Source organism: Streptomyces cucumeris (assembly GCF_024295805.1).
GTDB classification, from domain to species: Bacteria; Actinomycetota; Actinomycetes; order Streptomycetales; family Streptomycetaceae; genus Streptomyces; species Streptomyces cucumeris.
The window spans coordinates 296,444-310,586 of record NZ_JANCLX010000006.1; the positions used below are offsets into that span (position 1 = coordinate 296,444).

Genomic DNA, 14,143 nt, shown 5'->3' on the forward strand with positions numbered 1-14,143 from the left:
CCGCCACGGCGTCCTCGGTGCCGCGGTACGACTCCACTCTGGCAAGCGGTGGTACGCGCTGTCGTCGGCCGAAGGTCTGCGCCCCGGCGACCGAAGGAGGAACCCGTCCGCGCGGAAAGCGACATGAGTAGCGTCGGACAGCGACTTCGGTCATGTCGCCTCGGCCGAACGGCACTTCAGCCCACGCTGAACGCACCTCCGGGCGGTTCGGGCGAGGGCACCGCGTCGGCGTCCGCCACCGGCGCCGCCCCACCCATGAAGCGCTCCAGCGCCTCGCCGTGCTCGACGCGGGCCGGGAAGGCGTCGGCCGCGGCGCGGCGGGCCAGCGCGGCGACGGGCAGCTCGCTGTGCGAGGCCACCAGCACGGCGTTGCCGAACCGTCGGCCGCGCAGCACCGCCGGCTCGGCGATCAGACACAGATGCGCGAAGACCGCCCGCAGCGAGGCGAGCTGGGAGCGGAGGAACGTGAAGGGTGCCCCGTCGGCGAGATTGGCGGCGTAGCGGCCGTGCGGCCGCAGCACCCGCTCGGCGGCGCGCGCGTACTCCACCGAGGTGAGATGGGCGGGTACCCGGGAGCCGCCGAAGACATCGGCGATGACGATGTCGGCGGACGCTTCGGGCGCGGCTTCCAGGGCCTTCCGCGCGTCCGCGCGGCGTACCGTGATCCCCGAGCCGGGCGGCAGCGGCAGATGTTCGCCGACGAGTTCCAGCAACCCGCGGTCGGCTTCGATCACCTCTTGACGCGATCCGGGCCGGGTCGCGGCCACGTACCGCGGCAGGGTGAGCGCCCCGCCGCCGAGGTGCAGGACGTCGAGCGGGGTGCCGGGCCCACCGGTCTCGTCGAGGACGTGCGCGAGCCGTTGCGCGTACTCGAACTCGAGGTGGTTGGGGTCGTTCAGGTCGACGTACGACTGCGGGGCGTCGTCCACCGTGAGCAGCCAGGAGTGCGGCCGGTCGAGGTCCGGCATCAGCTTGGCGGTGCCGCCGTCCACGGCGCGGGTCACGGGTATGGGCTCGTCCACGCTCTCATTCTGCCGGGCCGGACGCCCTGCCGCGGCCCGGCCCGGGGCACGACGGCTCCCTCGCTCTTTCCTGACCGTTCTCTTTCCTTCCTGTCCGGCTCTGCCCAGCGTTGATCTGTCCGCGCCCCATAAGGCGCATGGGACGCGGACAGATCGTTCAGCGAGGTGTCACAGCCGGTCGGAAACGGTGGTCACCGTTCCCGCACCCACCGTGCGGCCTCCCTCCCGGATCGCGAAACCGAGCCCCGGCTCCAGCGGCAGCGCGCGGCCCAGCTCGACCGCCATGGTGACGGTGTCCCCGGGGCGCGCCACCCCCGTGAGCCCGAGGTCGACGGCACCGACCACATCCGCCGTACGGAGGTGGAACTGCGGCCGGTAGCCGGTGGAGACCGGTGTGCGCCGCCCGCCCTCGTCCGCGGACAGGACGTGGACCCGCGCGGTGAAGTGCCGCCGGGGCACCACGCTGCCGGGCTCGGCGAGCACATGGCCACGGCGCACCGCGTCACGCGGCACACCGCGCAACAGCAGGGCGACGTTGTCGCCCGCCTCGGCGATCTCCATCGGTTTGCCGAAGGTCTCGACCCCCGTGACGACGGTCGCCACATCGGCGCCGGGCACCTCGACCCGGTCGCCGACGCGTACCGTGCCGCGCTCGATGGCTCCCGTGACCACCGTGCCGCGCCCGGTGATGGTCAGCACGTTCTCCACCGGGAGCAGGAACGGGGCGTCGGTGTAGCGCACCGGCGTCGGCACGTAGAAGTCCACGGCGTCCAGGAGCGCCTCGATGGCACCGGTCCAGCGTGGATCACCCTCCAGCGCCCGCAGCCCGGAGACGCGTACGACGGGCGTGCTCTCACCGGGGTAGCCGTGCGCCGACAGCAGGTCCCGCACCTCCAGCTCGACCAGGTCGGTGAGCTCGGGGTCGCCCGCGTCGGCCTTGTTGAGGGCGACCACGACGTGGTCGACCCCGACCTGACGGGCGAGGAGCACATGCTCGGCGGTCTGCGGCATGACGCCGTCGAGCGCGGAGACCACGAGGATCGCGCCGTCGAGCTGGGCCGCACCGGTCACCATGTTCTTGATGAAGTCGGCGTGACCGGGCATGTCGACATGGGCGTAGTGCCGGGTGTCGGTCTCGTACTCGACATGGGCGATGTTGATCGTGATACCGCGCGCGGCCTCCTCCGGCGCCCGGTCGATGCGGTCGAAGGGCACATAGGTGCCGCCGCTGCCGCGCTCGCTGAGCACCTTGGTGATGGCGGCGGTCAGGGTGGTCTTGCCGTGGTCGACGTGGCCCATGGTGCCGATGTTCAGATGCGGCTTGGTGCGCACGTACGTCTGCTTGGACATGCTGCGGTTCCTCCTCGGAACGGCGAAGGGAAGCGCGGACCCCAGGGCCCCTCCGACCCTCCCCTTGCGGGATCCGTCGGAGTTGTCCGAGGAGGGTCAGCTTCGGGCGCCGTCGAGGCAGGCGGGATCGGTGACGACGCCAAGGGCCTTCGCGGCGGTGGCCGTGGTCACGGTCCGGGGAACGGCGGCAGCCTTCGGCGCGTCCGCGAAGGCGGACGCCGGCGGGAGGAAGGCGTACCGGAACATGTCGTTGATCATTGCGCACCGTACGATCCGCGTCGAATGGTTTTCGGGGCGGCTGGGTTCAGTGTGCCGGGAACGAACCCGTGGTGCGGGAGGGGTCGTTATGGCGTCCTCACCCATGACGGAAGTCCGACGGTCACCCGACGATCGGCCGACGATCCCGCGACGAAAGGACGACGTCACAGCGGCGATCACGGCCGGTCGGTTACGCTCCACCGATGCTCGATATCGCCGCCCCCTCCCCGAAACCGGCCGTGCGCCGCGCCCGTGCGGTGCTGCTGTCGCCGTGGTCGCGGCTGGGGCTGCTCGCCGCACTGCTGGTGGGCTCGGCGACATCGGTCTGGATGTGGCAGCCGCACCGGCTGCTGTCCCACGGCTGGCCGCCTCAGCTGTCCGGTCCGGCCGCCGTCGTGCTGTTCACCGTCGCGTACGGGCTGTGCACCGCGGCGCTGGTGCCGCGGCCGCTGCTGAACCTGGCGGCGGGTGCGCTCTTCGGCTGGCAGGCAGGACTGGCCGCGGCGGCCGCCGGTACGGTGATCGGCGCCGGAATCTCCTTCGGTCTGGGCCGGCTGCTGGGCCAGGACGCCCTGCGCCCGCTGCTCCGGGGCCGCTGGCTGACCTCGGCCGACCGGCTCCTGAGCCGTCATGGCTTCCGTTCGATGCTCGCGATCCGGCTCTTCCCCGGCGTACCGTTCGCGGCCGCCAACTACTGTGCCGCGGTCTCCCGGATGGGCTGGCCGTCGTTCCTGCTGGCGACCGGTGTCGGCTGTGTGCCCAACACCGCCGCGTACGTCGTGGCGGGCAGCCACGCGACCACGCCCACCTCGCCCGTGTTCCTCATCGCGATGGCGTGCATCGCCGTTCCCGCACTGGCCGGGGTGGTCGTGGCCTGGCGCAAACGCGGTGGACTGCGCGCCGCGGAGACTGCCGGGGGCGCCGCCGCCGAAGTCCCGGTGGCCGCCGCGGATGTCGCCGCACCGGAGAACTCCGTGCCCCAGGTCTGCTCCGTACCCGGGCGGCGCTAGGCCGGAACGGTCAGGTGGCGCCCGCCTCCGGAGCCGGGCCCGCGCCGGGTGCCGGTCGCGCGCCGGACGCCGGGGACGCCGCCGCGGCACGGGCGGACAGCGGCTCGGCGATGTCCTCGAGGGAACGGCGCTCCGCCGGTACCGCCAGGAACGCGGCGATCAGTCCGGCCACCACCATCAGCGACGCCCCGATGCAGAAGGCCAGCACCGTGTCGGCGACCACACCGCTCGCGGTCAGTTCCGCGAAGATCAGTGGGCCGGTGATCCCTCCGGCCGCCGTACCGATCGCGTAGAAGAAGGCGATGGCCAGCGCCCGCGTCTCCATGGGGAAGATCTCGCTCACCGTCAGATAGGCGGAGCTGGCGCCGGCCGAGGCGAAGAACAGCACCACGCACCAGCACGCGGTCATCGTCGTCGCGGTGAGCCAGCCCTGCCCGAAGAACCAGGCGGTGACGTACAGCAGCAGACCGGAGAGGACATAGGTGCCCGCGATCATCGGCCGCCGTCCCACCGTGTCGAAGAGCTTGCCGAGGAGCAGCGGACCGAGGAAGTTGCCCAGTGCGATCACCGCGAAGAAGTAGCCGGTGGTGCCGCTGGACACGGAGAAGAACTTCACCAGGATCGAGCCGAAGCCGAAGGTGATGGCGTTGTAGAGGAATGCCTGCCCGATGAAGAGGGCCAGGCCCAGCACGGCACGCCGGGGGTAGGAGCGGAAGAGGGTCTGGCCGATGTCGATGAAGCCGGTGCTCTTGCGGGTCCGGATGGTGATCGACCGGGCCGGTGCGGGGAGCGGACGGCCGGTCTCGTCCTCGACGCTCCGTTCGACGTCCGCGACCAGTTGCTCGGCCCCCTCCGACCTGCCGTGGATGAACATCCAGCGCGGGCTCTCCGGGACGTGGCGGCGCACCAGGAGGATCACCAGCCCCAGGACCACTCCGAGGGCGAAGGTCAGCCGCCATCCGATGTCCTGCGGGAAGATGCTGGTGTTCAGCATCAGGACGGACAGCAGTGAGCCGCCCATCGCGCCCAGCCAGAAGCTGCCGTTGATGATCAGGTCCACCCGGCCCCGGTAGCGGCTGGGGATCAGCTCGTCGATCGCGGAGTTGATCGCCGCGTACTCGCCGCCGATGCCCAGACCGGTGATGAAACGGCAGAGGAAGAACCACCAGACGGAGAAGGAGACGGCGGTCAGGGCCGTCGCCACGAGATAGACCACCAGCGTGATCATGAACAGTCTTTTACGGCCGTACCGGTCGGTGAGCCAGCCGAAGAACAGCGCCCCGCAGCACGCACCGGCGACGTAGAGGGCCGCGGCCATACCGGTGACCTGCGCATCGGTGATGGGCAGCCCACTGCCGGGCTCGGAGAGGCGGCTGGCGATATTGCCGACGACGGTCACTTCCAGACCGTCGAGGATCCACACCGTGCCGAGTCCGATGACGATCATCCAGTGCCAGCGGGACCAGGGCAGCCGGTCCAGCCGGGCCGGGACCTCGGTCGTGACCGTACCGGCCTGCGCGCGGCCGTTCCCGCCGCCTGACGCTGCGTGCCCGGTCGCGGTCATAGGCATGGCTCCTCGGCAGGTCCTCGGCATCGCGGACGCGGTGTGCCGAGCGGCCGGGTACCCCATGATCCATGCGATTAACGGGTGAGCGGACCGGGCCCTTGGTGGGCGGTCACCCGGGGGCGCTACGCTGCCTCACGGACCCGGAGGTTGATCGTCGACCCCCGGCTTCCTCCCGTCGGCCACCCCCGCCTGACCCGGTCATGCCCTGCCATGCCCCGGGACAGCGCATGATCAGCCTTTGGATAGCGTAGACGCGATGTCGTGGTTTGAATCTTTCATTCTTGGACTTGTCCAGGGGCTGACCGAGTTCCTTCCGATTTCCTCCAGTGCGCATCTGCGGCTCACGGCCGCCTTCGCGGGCTGGAACGACCCGGGGCCCGCCTTCACCGCGATCACCCAGATCGGGACCGAGCTCGCGGTGCTCATCTACTTCCGCAAGGACATCGTCCGGATCGTCTCGGCCTGGTTCCGCTCGCTCTTCAGCAAGGAGTGGCGGTCCGACCACGACGCGCAGATGGGCTGGCTGGTGATCGTCGGCTCCATACCCATCGGCGTGCTCGGCCTCACGCTCCAGGACCAGATCGAGGGTCCGTTCCGTGATCTGCGGCTGATCGCCACCACCCTGGTGGTCATGGGTCTGGTGCTGGGCTTCGCGGACCGGCAGGCGGCACGCGATGAAACGGGCGGGAAGCACCGGGTCGCCAAGCAGCGCAAGACGCTCAAGGAGCTCGGGGTCAAGGACGGGCTGATCTTCGGTGTCTGCCAGGCGATGGCCCTGGTCCCGGGCGTCTCCCGGTCGGGAGCGACCATCAGCGGCGGTCTGCTGATGGGCTACACCCGTGAGGCCGCCGCCCGCTACTCCTTCCTCCTCGCCGTCCCGGCGGTGCTGGCGTCCGGGCTCTTCGAGCTCAAGGACGCGTCCGAGGGGCACACCTCCTGGGGCCCCACCATCTTCGCGACGGTGATCGCCTTCGTCGTCGGATACGCGGTCATCGCCTGGTTCATGAAATTCATTTCCACCAAGAGCTTCATGCCGTTCGTGATCTACCGGATCGTGCTGGGCCTGGTCCTCTTCGCCCTGATCGGCTTCGGCGTGCTGAGCGCCCACGCGGCCGAGTCGGCCGGCTGACACGCCTGACCGGCACCGCGAGCGGGCGCTGATCCGCACCGCGGACAGCCGCGGACAGCCGTGTACGGAAGGAGATGGGCCGCCGGCCGAGGAGGGAGGAGTCCGGCGGCCCCTTCGCTCAGGTCTGGCGCCCCCTGAGCGGCATGGGAAGAGTCAATCGCCCCGTGGTACGGACCGGGAAGGGTGTGCGGTAGATATATGCAAGCGCTCTGGTCACACGGGGTGTGAATAGCTCACACACCGTGAAACCCTGCCCTGAGCTGCGCCCTTCTGTCGACTCCCCGGCCCCCGCCCGGCTTCACCCTGCTTCACCCCGCCCGCTTCACCCGGCGGCGGTGCCGATCAGTTCGTCCAGGGCGTCGATCCGCCAGTCCGCGAGGGCGGCGTCCGGGGTCCCGGACCACAGATGTCCCCACGGTCCGCGCCGGATATGCGCGGCCCGCAGCCCGGCGGCCTTCGCCGGACGGATATCGAGCGCCGGATGGTCGCCCACGTAGACGGTGCGGTCGGGCGCGCTGCCCGCGAGCTCCCGCACCCGGTGGAAGAATCCGGCCTCGGGCTTGGCGACACCCCATCCGCCGGATGTCCCGACGGCGTCGACCGGCAGCTCCAGCGTCCGCAGCAGCTCGCCCATCCGGACGGTCTGGTTCCCGGCGACGACGATCCGCGCCCCGGTCCCGCGCAGCCGGCCGAGCGCGGTCCGGACGTCCGGATACAGATCCGCCTCGTCCAGCCGTTCACCGTGTCCGGCCGCCTCGCGCGCCCGCCACTCGGCGGCGAGGTCCATCCCCGGCTTCACCAGCCGGAGCGCGTCGGTGTCCGCGCGCCCCTGCGCGACCACGGCGCCCACCAGGGCGGAGAGGGTGTGCCGCGGAACACCGAACCAGTCGGCCCACGCGGCCCAGTGGCGGTCCTCGCGGATGAGGGTCGAGCCGACGTCGAACACGAAGGTCTCCATCACCGGCAGCACCCTACGGGCCGACCGCCCTCCCGCCCCGGGGGCGCTCCGTTCAGCCCCGGGGCTCGCTCCGGCCGGCCTCCCAGTCCGCGTAACGGATCCGGGCGCGGTCCAGCACCTCGCCGGTGGTCCCCCACTCGTTCTTGCCCAGCCGGGCCAGCGGCTTGAGCCGCTCGATCTCGGGGTGGCCGTCGCTCAGCACGGCATCGTCGACGGCGGCGTGCACCACCCGGCCGAAGACCACCGTGGAGTCGCCCAGCCCCAGCGTGCTGTGCAGCACGCACTCGAGCGCCACCGGCGAGGCGGCCACCCGCGGCGGCTTCACCCGCAGGCTCGTCTCCTGCTCGATCCCCACCTTCTCGAATTCGCTCACCCCGTGCGGAAAGTCCGTCGCCGTGGCATTGATCTGCTCAAAGAGCCGCTCGGGGGCGAAGTTCACCACGAACTCCCCGGTCTCCTCGACATTGCGCAGCGAGTCCTTCCGCCCCACGGAGGTGAACTGCACGATCGGCGGTGAGACACAGGAGACGGAGTAGAAGGAGTGCGGGGCCAGGTTGGCCGTCCCGTCGGCCGACATCGTCGACACCCAGGCGATCGGCCGGGGCACGACGACCGAGGTCAGCAGCTTGTAGAAGGGGTACCGGTCCATGGCCTCGGGATCAAAGTCGATACGCATGCCGCCCAGTATCCGCGCCCGTGCCGCGGACCCCAACCGTGGGCCGCTCCGGCGCTCTCCCACCCCGCCGCCACGGCACACCCGCGCCCGGCCGGTGTCCGGACGGGCGCGGGCGCCCGGCGAGCAGGGACCTGGCGGCAGGGCCGTCAGTCCTGGCCGCGGCGGGGTTCACCGGGGTAGGTGCCGAAGGACCAGGTGTTGCCTTCCGGGTCCGCGATGGCGAACTCCCGGCTGCCGTAGGGCTGGTCCTCGATGGGGCGGACGATCCTCGCCCCGGCCGCGGTCAGCCGCTCGTGGAGCGCGTCGACATGGGCGGTGACGATGTACGCGCCGGAGCTCCCGGGCTGGAGGCAGCCCTTCTCCCCGGACGGGTCGTAGGAGCCGAGCATGATGCCGCCGCCCTCGGGCCAGTCGAGCTGGGCATGGGCGACCCGGTCGCCGTCCTGGTACACGGCCGTGCGCTCGAAGCCGACCGTGCCGGTCAGGAAGTCGATCAAGGCGGGGGCGTCGTGCGCCTGGAAGGTGGGCCAGACGTCGGGGGCGCGGAGCCGCCGCTCCCCGGGGGCCTGTGTGCTGTCCGTGGTACGCGTGGTGTTCATGGCTCCCACTCTTCGCCGTCGCCGTGCGCCCCGGCTTGGATATTCCGGCACTCCTCGGCGAGCCAGCCGCTCGGGCTGAGCCCGGTGTACTGGCGGAAGTCACGGACGAGGTGGGAGTGGTCGTAGTAGCCGCATCCGGCGGCGATACGGGACAGCTCCGGCGGGCGGTTCCCGGCGGCCGCGCGGGCCACCGCCGACCTGGCGCGCTGGAAGCGCATCAGCCGGGCGGCCTGTTTGGGGGCGAGTCCGGTCTCGGCGCGGAACAGGGTGGTCAGCCGGCGCGGGCTGAGGGCCACGTGGTCCGCGAGTCCGGAGAGCGTGCCGGTGCCGCGGTGGCGCGCCAGCCAGGCCCATGCCCCGGCCACCTCCGGGCGCACCGTGGTGTGCCGGGCCGACGCGACGCGCCGCCGCAGATAGCCGGTGAGGGTGGCGAAGCGCTCGTCCCAGGTGTCCTGGGCGCACATCCGCTCGCGCACCTCGGCGGCCTCCGCGCCGAGGACGTCCGTGCCGGACACGACCAGCTGGGAGGTGAGTTCGGCGGCGGGCAGCCCGAGGAGCGCACGGGCGGCCAGCGGGTGCAGCGCGAGCTGGACCCCTGCCTCGTGGCTCTCCTGAGCCACGTACGCGGGGGCCTGGTGCAGCCCGGCGACCACGATGTCGGTCCGCGCGGCGCCGGCGCCGTACACCTGCTCGGGGCTGCTGCCGGTGATCACCGGTACCTCGAGGGAGAAGATCAGCGTCAGCGAGGGCGAGGGCAGTCCGCGGTGCAGGGCCGGGGTGACCCCGGCGGAGCGGTAACCGACCGCGGACACGACCATGCCGTCGAGTCCGGGAGTGGCCCGCACGAACTCGCGGGTGCTCATGGGTCCAGTATGGGCCACCGCCGCGCCGGGGATGCCGGTCCCGGCGCGGCGGCGGGACCGGTCACCCCCCGGGCCCCCCCCCCGCCCGCAGGGCGGCGTGTGCCGCCGCCGTCAGCACCACCGCGCCGAGCACCCACGGGATCCAGTCGCCCGGGTTGGGCAGCCAGGTGCGGCCCAGCGCGATGGGGTAGATCAGGGCCGCGTACACCGCGGGGACGGCCGGGCGGACGACACCTTTCCGGGCGGCGGCGAGGAACAGTACCGGCCCGAGCAACCCGGCGGAGAACACCACCCCCAGCACCCACAGCGTCCGGCTCCGGCCGGTGGCGTAGAAGGTGGTGGTGGTCGCGCGGGTGGGGACATCGGTCATGGGTCACCTCTCGGCCGTGGGCGTGGTCGTCGAACGGCTCAACCCGTGGTGTCCCGTTCCGGTTCGGGACGCAGCCGGCTGAGCGCGTGGTGGGCCCCGGCGGTGCCGATCCCCTCCAGACTGAGGAGCTGGCGCGCCGATAAACTGCACAGGAGTTCGAGGTTGTCGACGCCCGCCCGCAGCAGGGTGTTGGCGAGCCGGTGCCCGATCCTGTCGTGGCCGAGCGCGTCGAAGAGTTCACCGCCCTCGCATGAGCAGCGGGGTTTCCCACCGGGGTTGTCCGGTGTGTTCCGCAGGGTGGTGCACGCTGAGCACACATCGATCATCCGGCCGTCCTGTCGCGCTACCGCCCAGCCCATGAGGGCCATGGCCTCCCGTACCGCGCTGACGCTCTCGGCCGCGTGGGATGAATGAGTGGCGCCACAGAGGTCACATCGAATGATGATCCAATGGCTCATGAGCGCATGATGGCAGACGGGTTGCGGGCGGGCTTGCTCCGTAGTCGCTTTGAAGTCTCCCCCGTCCCCAGCGGATTCCGGCCAGAACATGCGTTTCTCACAGTCGCTTGATTACAAAAGCAACTGTTACGCCGCCCGGAGTGGTGAAAACGTGAGCCGACAGTGGACAGCGATGCGCCTCGGAGGTGTCCGGGCGAGCCGTCGGAAGCGTCTCGAATCGCGCTGGTGGGACGGCGATCGCCGTGCTGTCCTCCCCGAGCCCCACCCGGGCTCGACTGACCGACGACCGGAACGGCTGGGTGATGAGAAGCAACGCCACTCACAACGGTGCGGCCGATGCGAAGGGCGGCCGCACACGACGATGGCGAATACCCGTGGCCCTGGGCCTGACGGCCCTGCTGGCCGCCGGGGGCACGGCGGTCCTGAAGGCGACCGGATCCGCACCCGGCACCTCCCCCGCACCCGCCGCCGTGATCGCCTCCCACAACGGTCCGCTGACCTCGGAGGAGGCCGGCAAGGCCGCCCGGATCGCCCTCGATCACACCGCCTCCCGCCGGGGAGGAAAGGGCACCGGCCGGGAACGGAACGCCGCGGGTGCGGCCGGGGCCGAACTGCTGGACACCCACCGTCCACCACGGGCCAAGTCCGCGTCCGCGGCCCCCGACGGTGAGGCCGAGGTCCAGCTCTACGACTACGCCTCGGATAGCCTGATCACCCGCCGGGTCGATCTGCGCTCCGGGAAGGTGCTGGCCTCCGACCGGCGCCGTGGTGTGCAGCCGCCGCCCAGCCTCGCGGAGGTCCGGCAGGCGGTGCGGATCCTGCTCGCCGACCGCCGGCTCGGTCCGGGGATGCGCGCGTCGTACGCGTCCGTGACGCATGAGAAGCTCACCTCGCCCGCCCAGCTCAAGCTCCAGGGCCTTGCGTTCCTGGCCGCCCGCGCCGACGGCGTCAAGGGGGCCCGCCAGGTGTCCCGGTGCGGTACGCACCGATGTGTGCAGCTCTTCGTACGCGTCCCGGGTGAGCGGGGCCGCGGCGGCAAGTGGATCGACACCAGCCGCATCGTCATCGATCTGTCGGCCCGGCGCGCCGCCGTCATCGGCCTCTGAGGGGAGCCCCGTTCGTGTTCCGTGTCCTTCGGCGTGCCCGTGTACTGGTGGCAGCGGCGGTCCTGCTGGGCCTGGGGCTGCCGGTCCCGGCCTCGGCGGCGCCCCGGGAGCGCTCGGCGGCGGCCGGGTGTCCCGCGGCCGGCCGCATCGACAAGACCCTGAAGAACGGCGCCCGTTGGCAGATGTGCTGGGACGTCGACCGCAACACCGGTGTGGTGCTGAGCGATGTGACGTACACCCCGCTGCGCGGCACCCCCACCCGGGTGCTGAAGAGCGCGTCGCTGGCCGAGGTGCATGTGCCCTACGACAGCGGTCAGCCGCGCTTCTACGACGTGTCCGCCATCGGTTTCGGCGACCTGGAACAGGGCACTCTCACCGAGCTCGGCAAGAAGGACTGCCCCACCGGGCGGCTCGGCAGCTTCCGGGACACCGCCGTGCTGTGCAGCGAGGAGCAGCCCAGGCCCTTCGCCTACAAGAGCGCGGTGGAGAAGGGGGTGTTGCACGGCAGCGATCTGACCGTGTTCTCGGTCTCGGAGATCGGCTGGTACGACTACATCATCGAGTGGCGCTTCGCCGACGACGGCTCGATCTCCCCCCGGGCGGGCGCCACCGGGTCCCTGTCGCCGTTCCAGTTCTCCGACGCGAGCCGTGGCTGGCCGACCGGGGTGGGCTCCACCCGGTTCAGCGAGAACCACACGCACAACGTGTTCTGGCGGATGGACTTCGATGTCGACGGGGAGAAGAAGAACGCCGTCGAGCAGTACGACTTCCCCGGCAGCGGTACCGCGAAGCGCACCACCAAACGCTCCGTGCTCTCCCGTGAGACGGCGGCGGACATCGCCCCCAGCCGCTTCTGGCGGGTGCTGAACCCGACCGCCGAGAACGCCGACGGCCACCCGAAGTCGTGGGAGATCGACAACCACGAGAGCGATCAGTACCGGGGGCCGGACCACACCGAGGACTTCACCCACCACGACATGTACTTCACGCAGTACCGGACGTGCGAACGGCTGGCCTACGGCAACACCGCCAACGCCAACGGCACCGGCGCGTCCGGGTGTGCCGCCTCGGTGGACAAGTACGTCAACGGCGAGAAGCTGACCGACCCGGTGGCCTGGGTCAGTGTCGACTTCCACCACGTCCCCCGGGACGAGGACGAGGACCCCATGCCCACCCACTGGCAGGGCTTCCGGATCGTCCCCCGCGATGTGACCGCCACCAGCCGGCTGCCGTGACGCCCGGTACGCCGACCGTCCCCTCGTGCGTCAAGGAGTACACCGTGTTCCACCGGTCCGAGACCGCCTCCAGAGAGGAGCGGCGTCCCAAAGACCGCCGCCTCCTCGAAGACCGTCTGACCGCCCTGGCCCGCGCCCACCGGGTGCCGGGCGCCCAACTGGCCGTGCACACCGGGGGATCCACGATCGCCGTGGAGACCGGAGTGCTGGACGCCGGCACGGCGGAGCCGTTCACCGCCGACACGGCCGTGCCCATCGGCTCGATCACCAAGTGCTACACCGCGACGGTGGTGATGCTGCTGGTGGCCGACGGGGACCTGGAACTCGACGACCAGCTCGGCGACCACGTACCGGAGCTGCGCCGGGCCGGACCGCCGTGCACGGTGGGCCAGGTGCTCAGCCACACCGCCGGGCTGCCGTCCGGTCCCGACTCCGACCAGGTGGCCGCGCTCACCGCCTCGCGCTATCTGCTGGACCACTGCACCGACCGCAGCCTGGTGATGGCGCCCGGCACCGACTTCTCCTACTCCAACGCCGGTTATGTGGCGGCGGGCCGGCTGATCGAGACGGTCACCGGGATGAGCTGGGCGGAGGCCGTGCGCTCGGTGCTGCTGGAACCGCTGGGCACGGTGCCGTGCTTCATCGGCGCCACCGGCACCGCGCGCCGCCCGCTGGCACACGGCCACGCGGGAAACACCGCCACCGGCAGGATCCGCCCGGTGCGCCAGAACCTCGCCGCGGCGGAGGCCGCCGCCGGGGCGCTGGCGGCCAGTGCGCTCGATCTGGTGGCGCTGGCCCGGGTGCACACCGGCGACGGTCCCCCGGGGCTGCTGCCGCCCGAGCTCGCGACATATGCGCGCCGCCCGGTGTCCGGCGCCGACCCCGGGGTGCTCGCCGACGGCTGGGGGCTGGGCCTCGCGCTCTTCCGGCGGGACGACACCCTGTGGTTCGGCCACGACGGCAACGCCCAGGGAACCTCCTGCCATCTGCGGGCGGATCCGGCCAGTGGCGCCGTGGTCGCGTTCACCAGCAACGCCAGCGGCGGCACCGAGCTGTGGCACGAACTGGCCGACGGGCTCGAGGACATCACCGGCATCCGGGTGCCCGCGACACCCGCCCGGCCGGCCGCGGCCACCCCGATGGCCGCGACGGCCCAGTGCACCGGGACCTATCTGAACGGTGACGTCGAGTACCAGGTGACGATGAACGACAGCGGCAGTCTGGCCCTGTCCGTGGACGGCGATCTGCCCGCGCCCCTGGTCTGTCACGAGGACCTCACCTGTGACCTGGTGGACCCGCACTCGGGACGCCGGATGCCCGGTGGCCGTTTCGTGCGCGATCCGCGGACCGGCGCGGTCGACCGCATCCAGCTCTCGGGCCGGATGGCCCGCAAGAGCGCCCTGGTCTGACGGCCGCGTCCGGTCCTCCCCGCACCGGACCGCATCACCCCCAGCGCACCGCCACGGCGCACTCCCCCACGCCCACCGCCGGGCCGCGCGGCACCACGTCCCCCGTCCCCGCCCGAACACCCGCTCCGAAGGG

At 71.6% G+C, this 14,143-nt stretch carries 15 protein-coding genes; 5 read left to right on the top strand and 10 right to left on the bottom strand.

The window, feature by feature from the left end; translation table 11 throughout:
- Nucleotides 1-176: 176 nt before the first annotated feature.
- From NMK44_RS12180 to NMK44_RS12190, 3 genes are all read right to left on the bottom strand, one after another.
- On the bottom strand, nucleotides 177-1,022 hold the full coding sequence (locus NMK44_RS12180) for a spermidine synthase (RefSeq protein WP_254741573.1): 846 nt from the start codon (nucleotides 1,020-1,022) through the stop codon (nucleotides 177-179).
- A 168-nt stretch (nucleotides 1,023-1,190) separates the two neighbouring features.
- Nucleotides 1,191-2,372 carry an elongation factor Tu gene (tuf, locus tag NMK44_RS12185; RefSeq protein ID WP_254741575.1) on the bottom strand — a complete coding sequence of 394 codons (1,182 nt, stop codon included), beginning with the start codon at nucleotides 2,370-2,372 and terminating at the stop codon, nucleotides 1,191-1,193.
- A gap of 96 nt (nucleotides 2,373-2,468) precedes the next feature.
- A complete protein-coding gene (locus NMK44_RS12190; RefSeq protein ID WP_254741578.1) occupies nucleotides 2,469-2,630 on the bottom strand; it encodes a hypothetical protein in 162 nt (53 codons plus the stop codon).
- 203 nt (nucleotides 2,631-2,833) lie between these two features.
- On the opposite strand from NMK44_RS12190, the gene NMK44_RS12195 reads away from it, so the two are divergent.
- Nucleotides 2,834-3,640, top strand: coding sequence for a TVP38/TMEM64 family protein (locus NMK44_RS12195; protein WP_254741580.1), 807 nt, complete (start codon nucleotides 2,834-2,836; stop codon nucleotides 3,638-3,640).
- 10 nt (nucleotides 3,641-3,650) lie between these two features.
- On the opposite strand, the gene NMK44_RS12200 is transcribed toward NMK44_RS12195, so the two are convergent.
- Nucleotides 3,651-5,204, bottom strand: coding sequence for an MFS transporter (locus tag NMK44_RS12200; protein WP_254741583.1), 1,554 nt, complete (start codon nucleotides 5,202-5,204; stop codon nucleotides 3,651-3,653).
- 259 nt (nucleotides 5,205-5,463) lie between these two features.
- Between NMK44_RS12200 and NMK44_RS12205 the strand changes: the two genes are divergently transcribed.
- Nucleotides 5,464-6,336, top strand: coding sequence for an undecaprenyl-diphosphate phosphatase (locus tag NMK44_RS12205; RefSeq protein WP_254741586.1), 873 nt, complete (start codon nucleotides 5,464-5,466; stop codon nucleotides 6,334-6,336).
- Nucleotides 6,337-6,658: 322 nt separating this feature from the next.
- Here NMK44_RS12205 and NMK44_RS12210 read toward each other — a convergent pair whose 3' ends face one another.
- The 6 genes from NMK44_RS12210 to NMK44_RS12235 form a co-directional block, all read right to left on the bottom strand.
- On the bottom strand, nucleotides 6,659-7,294 hold the full coding sequence (locus NMK44_RS12210) for an HAD family hydrolase (RefSeq protein WP_302888122.1): 636 nt from the start codon (nucleotides 7,292-7,294) through the stop codon (nucleotides 6,659-6,661).
- Between the two features lie 52 nt (nucleotides 7,295-7,346).
- Nucleotides 7,347-7,970, bottom strand: a complete 624-nt coding sequence (locus NMK44_RS12215; RefSeq protein WP_254741592.1) for a flavin reductase family protein — start codon at nucleotides 7,968-7,970, stop codon at nucleotides 7,347-7,349.
- 146 nt (nucleotides 7,971-8,116) lie between these two features.
- Entirely contained in the window at nucleotides 8,117-8,569 is a 453-nt protein-coding gene (locus NMK44_RS12220; RefSeq protein ID WP_254741595.1) for a VOC family protein, read from the bottom strand.
- On the bottom strand, nucleotides 8,566-9,432 hold the full coding sequence (locus tag NMK44_RS12225; RefSeq protein WP_254741597.1) for a helix-turn-helix domain-containing protein: 867 nt from the start codon (nucleotides 9,430-9,432) through the stop codon (nucleotides 8,566-8,568). The genes NMK44_RS12220 and NMK44_RS12225 overlap by 4 nt, the downstream gene beginning before the upstream one ends.
- Before the next feature lie 61 nt (nucleotides 9,433-9,493).
- A complete protein-coding gene (locus tag NMK44_RS12230; RefSeq protein WP_254741599.1) occupies nucleotides 9,494-9,802 on the bottom strand; it encodes a hypothetical protein in 309 nt (102 codons plus the stop codon).
- Between the two features lie 38 nt (nucleotides 9,803-9,840).
- Nucleotides 9,841-10,260 carry a hypothetical protein gene (locus NMK44_RS12235; protein WP_254741601.1) on the bottom strand — a complete coding sequence of 140 codons (420 nt, stop codon included), beginning with the start codon at nucleotides 10,258-10,260 and terminating at the stop codon, nucleotides 9,841-9,843.
- Nucleotides 10,261-10,634: 374 nt separating this feature from the next.
- Between NMK44_RS12235 and NMK44_RS12240 the strand changes: the two genes are divergently transcribed.
- The 3 genes from NMK44_RS12240 to NMK44_RS12250 are packed head-to-tail and all read left to right on the top strand — an operon-like array spanning nucleotide 10,635 to nucleotide 14,010.
- On the top strand, nucleotides 10,635-11,366 hold the full coding sequence (locus tag NMK44_RS12240; RefSeq protein WP_254741603.1) for a hypothetical protein: 732 nt from the start codon (nucleotides 10,635-10,637) through the stop codon (nucleotides 11,364-11,366).
- A 14-nt stretch (nucleotides 11,367-11,380) separates the two neighbouring features.
- Entirely contained in the window at nucleotides 11,381-12,601 is a 1,221-nt protein-coding gene (locus tag NMK44_RS12245) for a copper amine oxidase (RefSeq protein ID WP_254741605.1), read from the top strand.
- A 44-nt stretch (nucleotides 12,602-12,645) separates the two neighbouring features.
- On the top strand, nucleotides 12,646-14,010 hold the full coding sequence (locus NMK44_RS12250) for a serine hydrolase domain-containing protein (RefSeq protein WP_254741607.1): 1,365 nt from the start codon (nucleotides 12,646-12,648) through the stop codon (nucleotides 14,008-14,010).
- Nucleotides 14,011-14,143 lie beyond the last annotated feature (133 nt).

What these genes read in the sequence shown, in the direction of transcription:
- NMK44_RS12215 (WP_254741592.1), bottom strand. Translation starts at nt 7,970, where the DNA reads ATGCGTATCGACTTTGATCCCGAGGCCATGGACCGGTACCCCTTCTAC.
- NMK44_RS12205 (WP_254741586.1), top strand. Translation starts at nt 5,464, where the DNA reads ATGTCGTGGTTTGAATCTTTCATTCTTGGACTTGTCCAGGGGCTGACC.
- NMK44_RS12235 (WP_254741601.1), bottom strand. Translation starts at nt 10,260, where the DNA reads ATGAGCCATTGGATCATCATTCGATGTGACCTCTGTGGCGCCACTCAT.
- NMK44_RS12220 (WP_254741595.1), bottom strand. Translation starts at nt 8,569, where the DNA reads ATGAACACCACGCGTACCACGGACAGCACACAGGCCCCCGGGGAGCGG.
- tuf (WP_254741575.1), bottom strand. Translation starts at nt 2,372, where the DNA reads ATGTCCAAGCAGACGTACGTGCGCACCAAGCCGCATCTGAACATCGGC.
- NMK44_RS12225 (WP_254741597.1), bottom strand. Translation starts at nt 9,432, where the DNA reads ATGAGCACCCGCGAGTTCGTGCGGGCCACTCCCGGACTCGACGGCATG.
- NMK44_RS12190 (WP_254741578.1), bottom strand. Translation starts at nt 2,630, where the DNA reads ATGATCAACGACATGTTCCGGTACGCCTTCCTCCCGCCGGCGTCCGCC.
- NMK44_RS12200 (WP_254741583.1), bottom strand. Translation starts at nt 5,204, where the DNA reads ATGACCGCGACCGGGCACGCAGCGTCAGGCGGCGGGAACGGCCGCGCG.
- NMK44_RS12230 (WP_254741599.1), bottom strand. Translation starts at nt 9,802, where the DNA reads ATGACCGATGTCCCCACCCGCGCGACCACCACCACCTTCTACGCCACC.
- NMK44_RS12195 (WP_254741580.1), top strand. Translation starts at nt 2,834, where the DNA reads ATGCTCGATATCGCCGCCCCCTCCCCGAAACCGGCCGTGCGCCGCGCC.
- NMK44_RS12210 (WP_302888122.1), bottom strand. Translation starts at nt 7,294, where the DNA reads ATGGAGACCTTCGTGTTCGACGTCGGCTCGACCCTCATCCGCGAGGAC.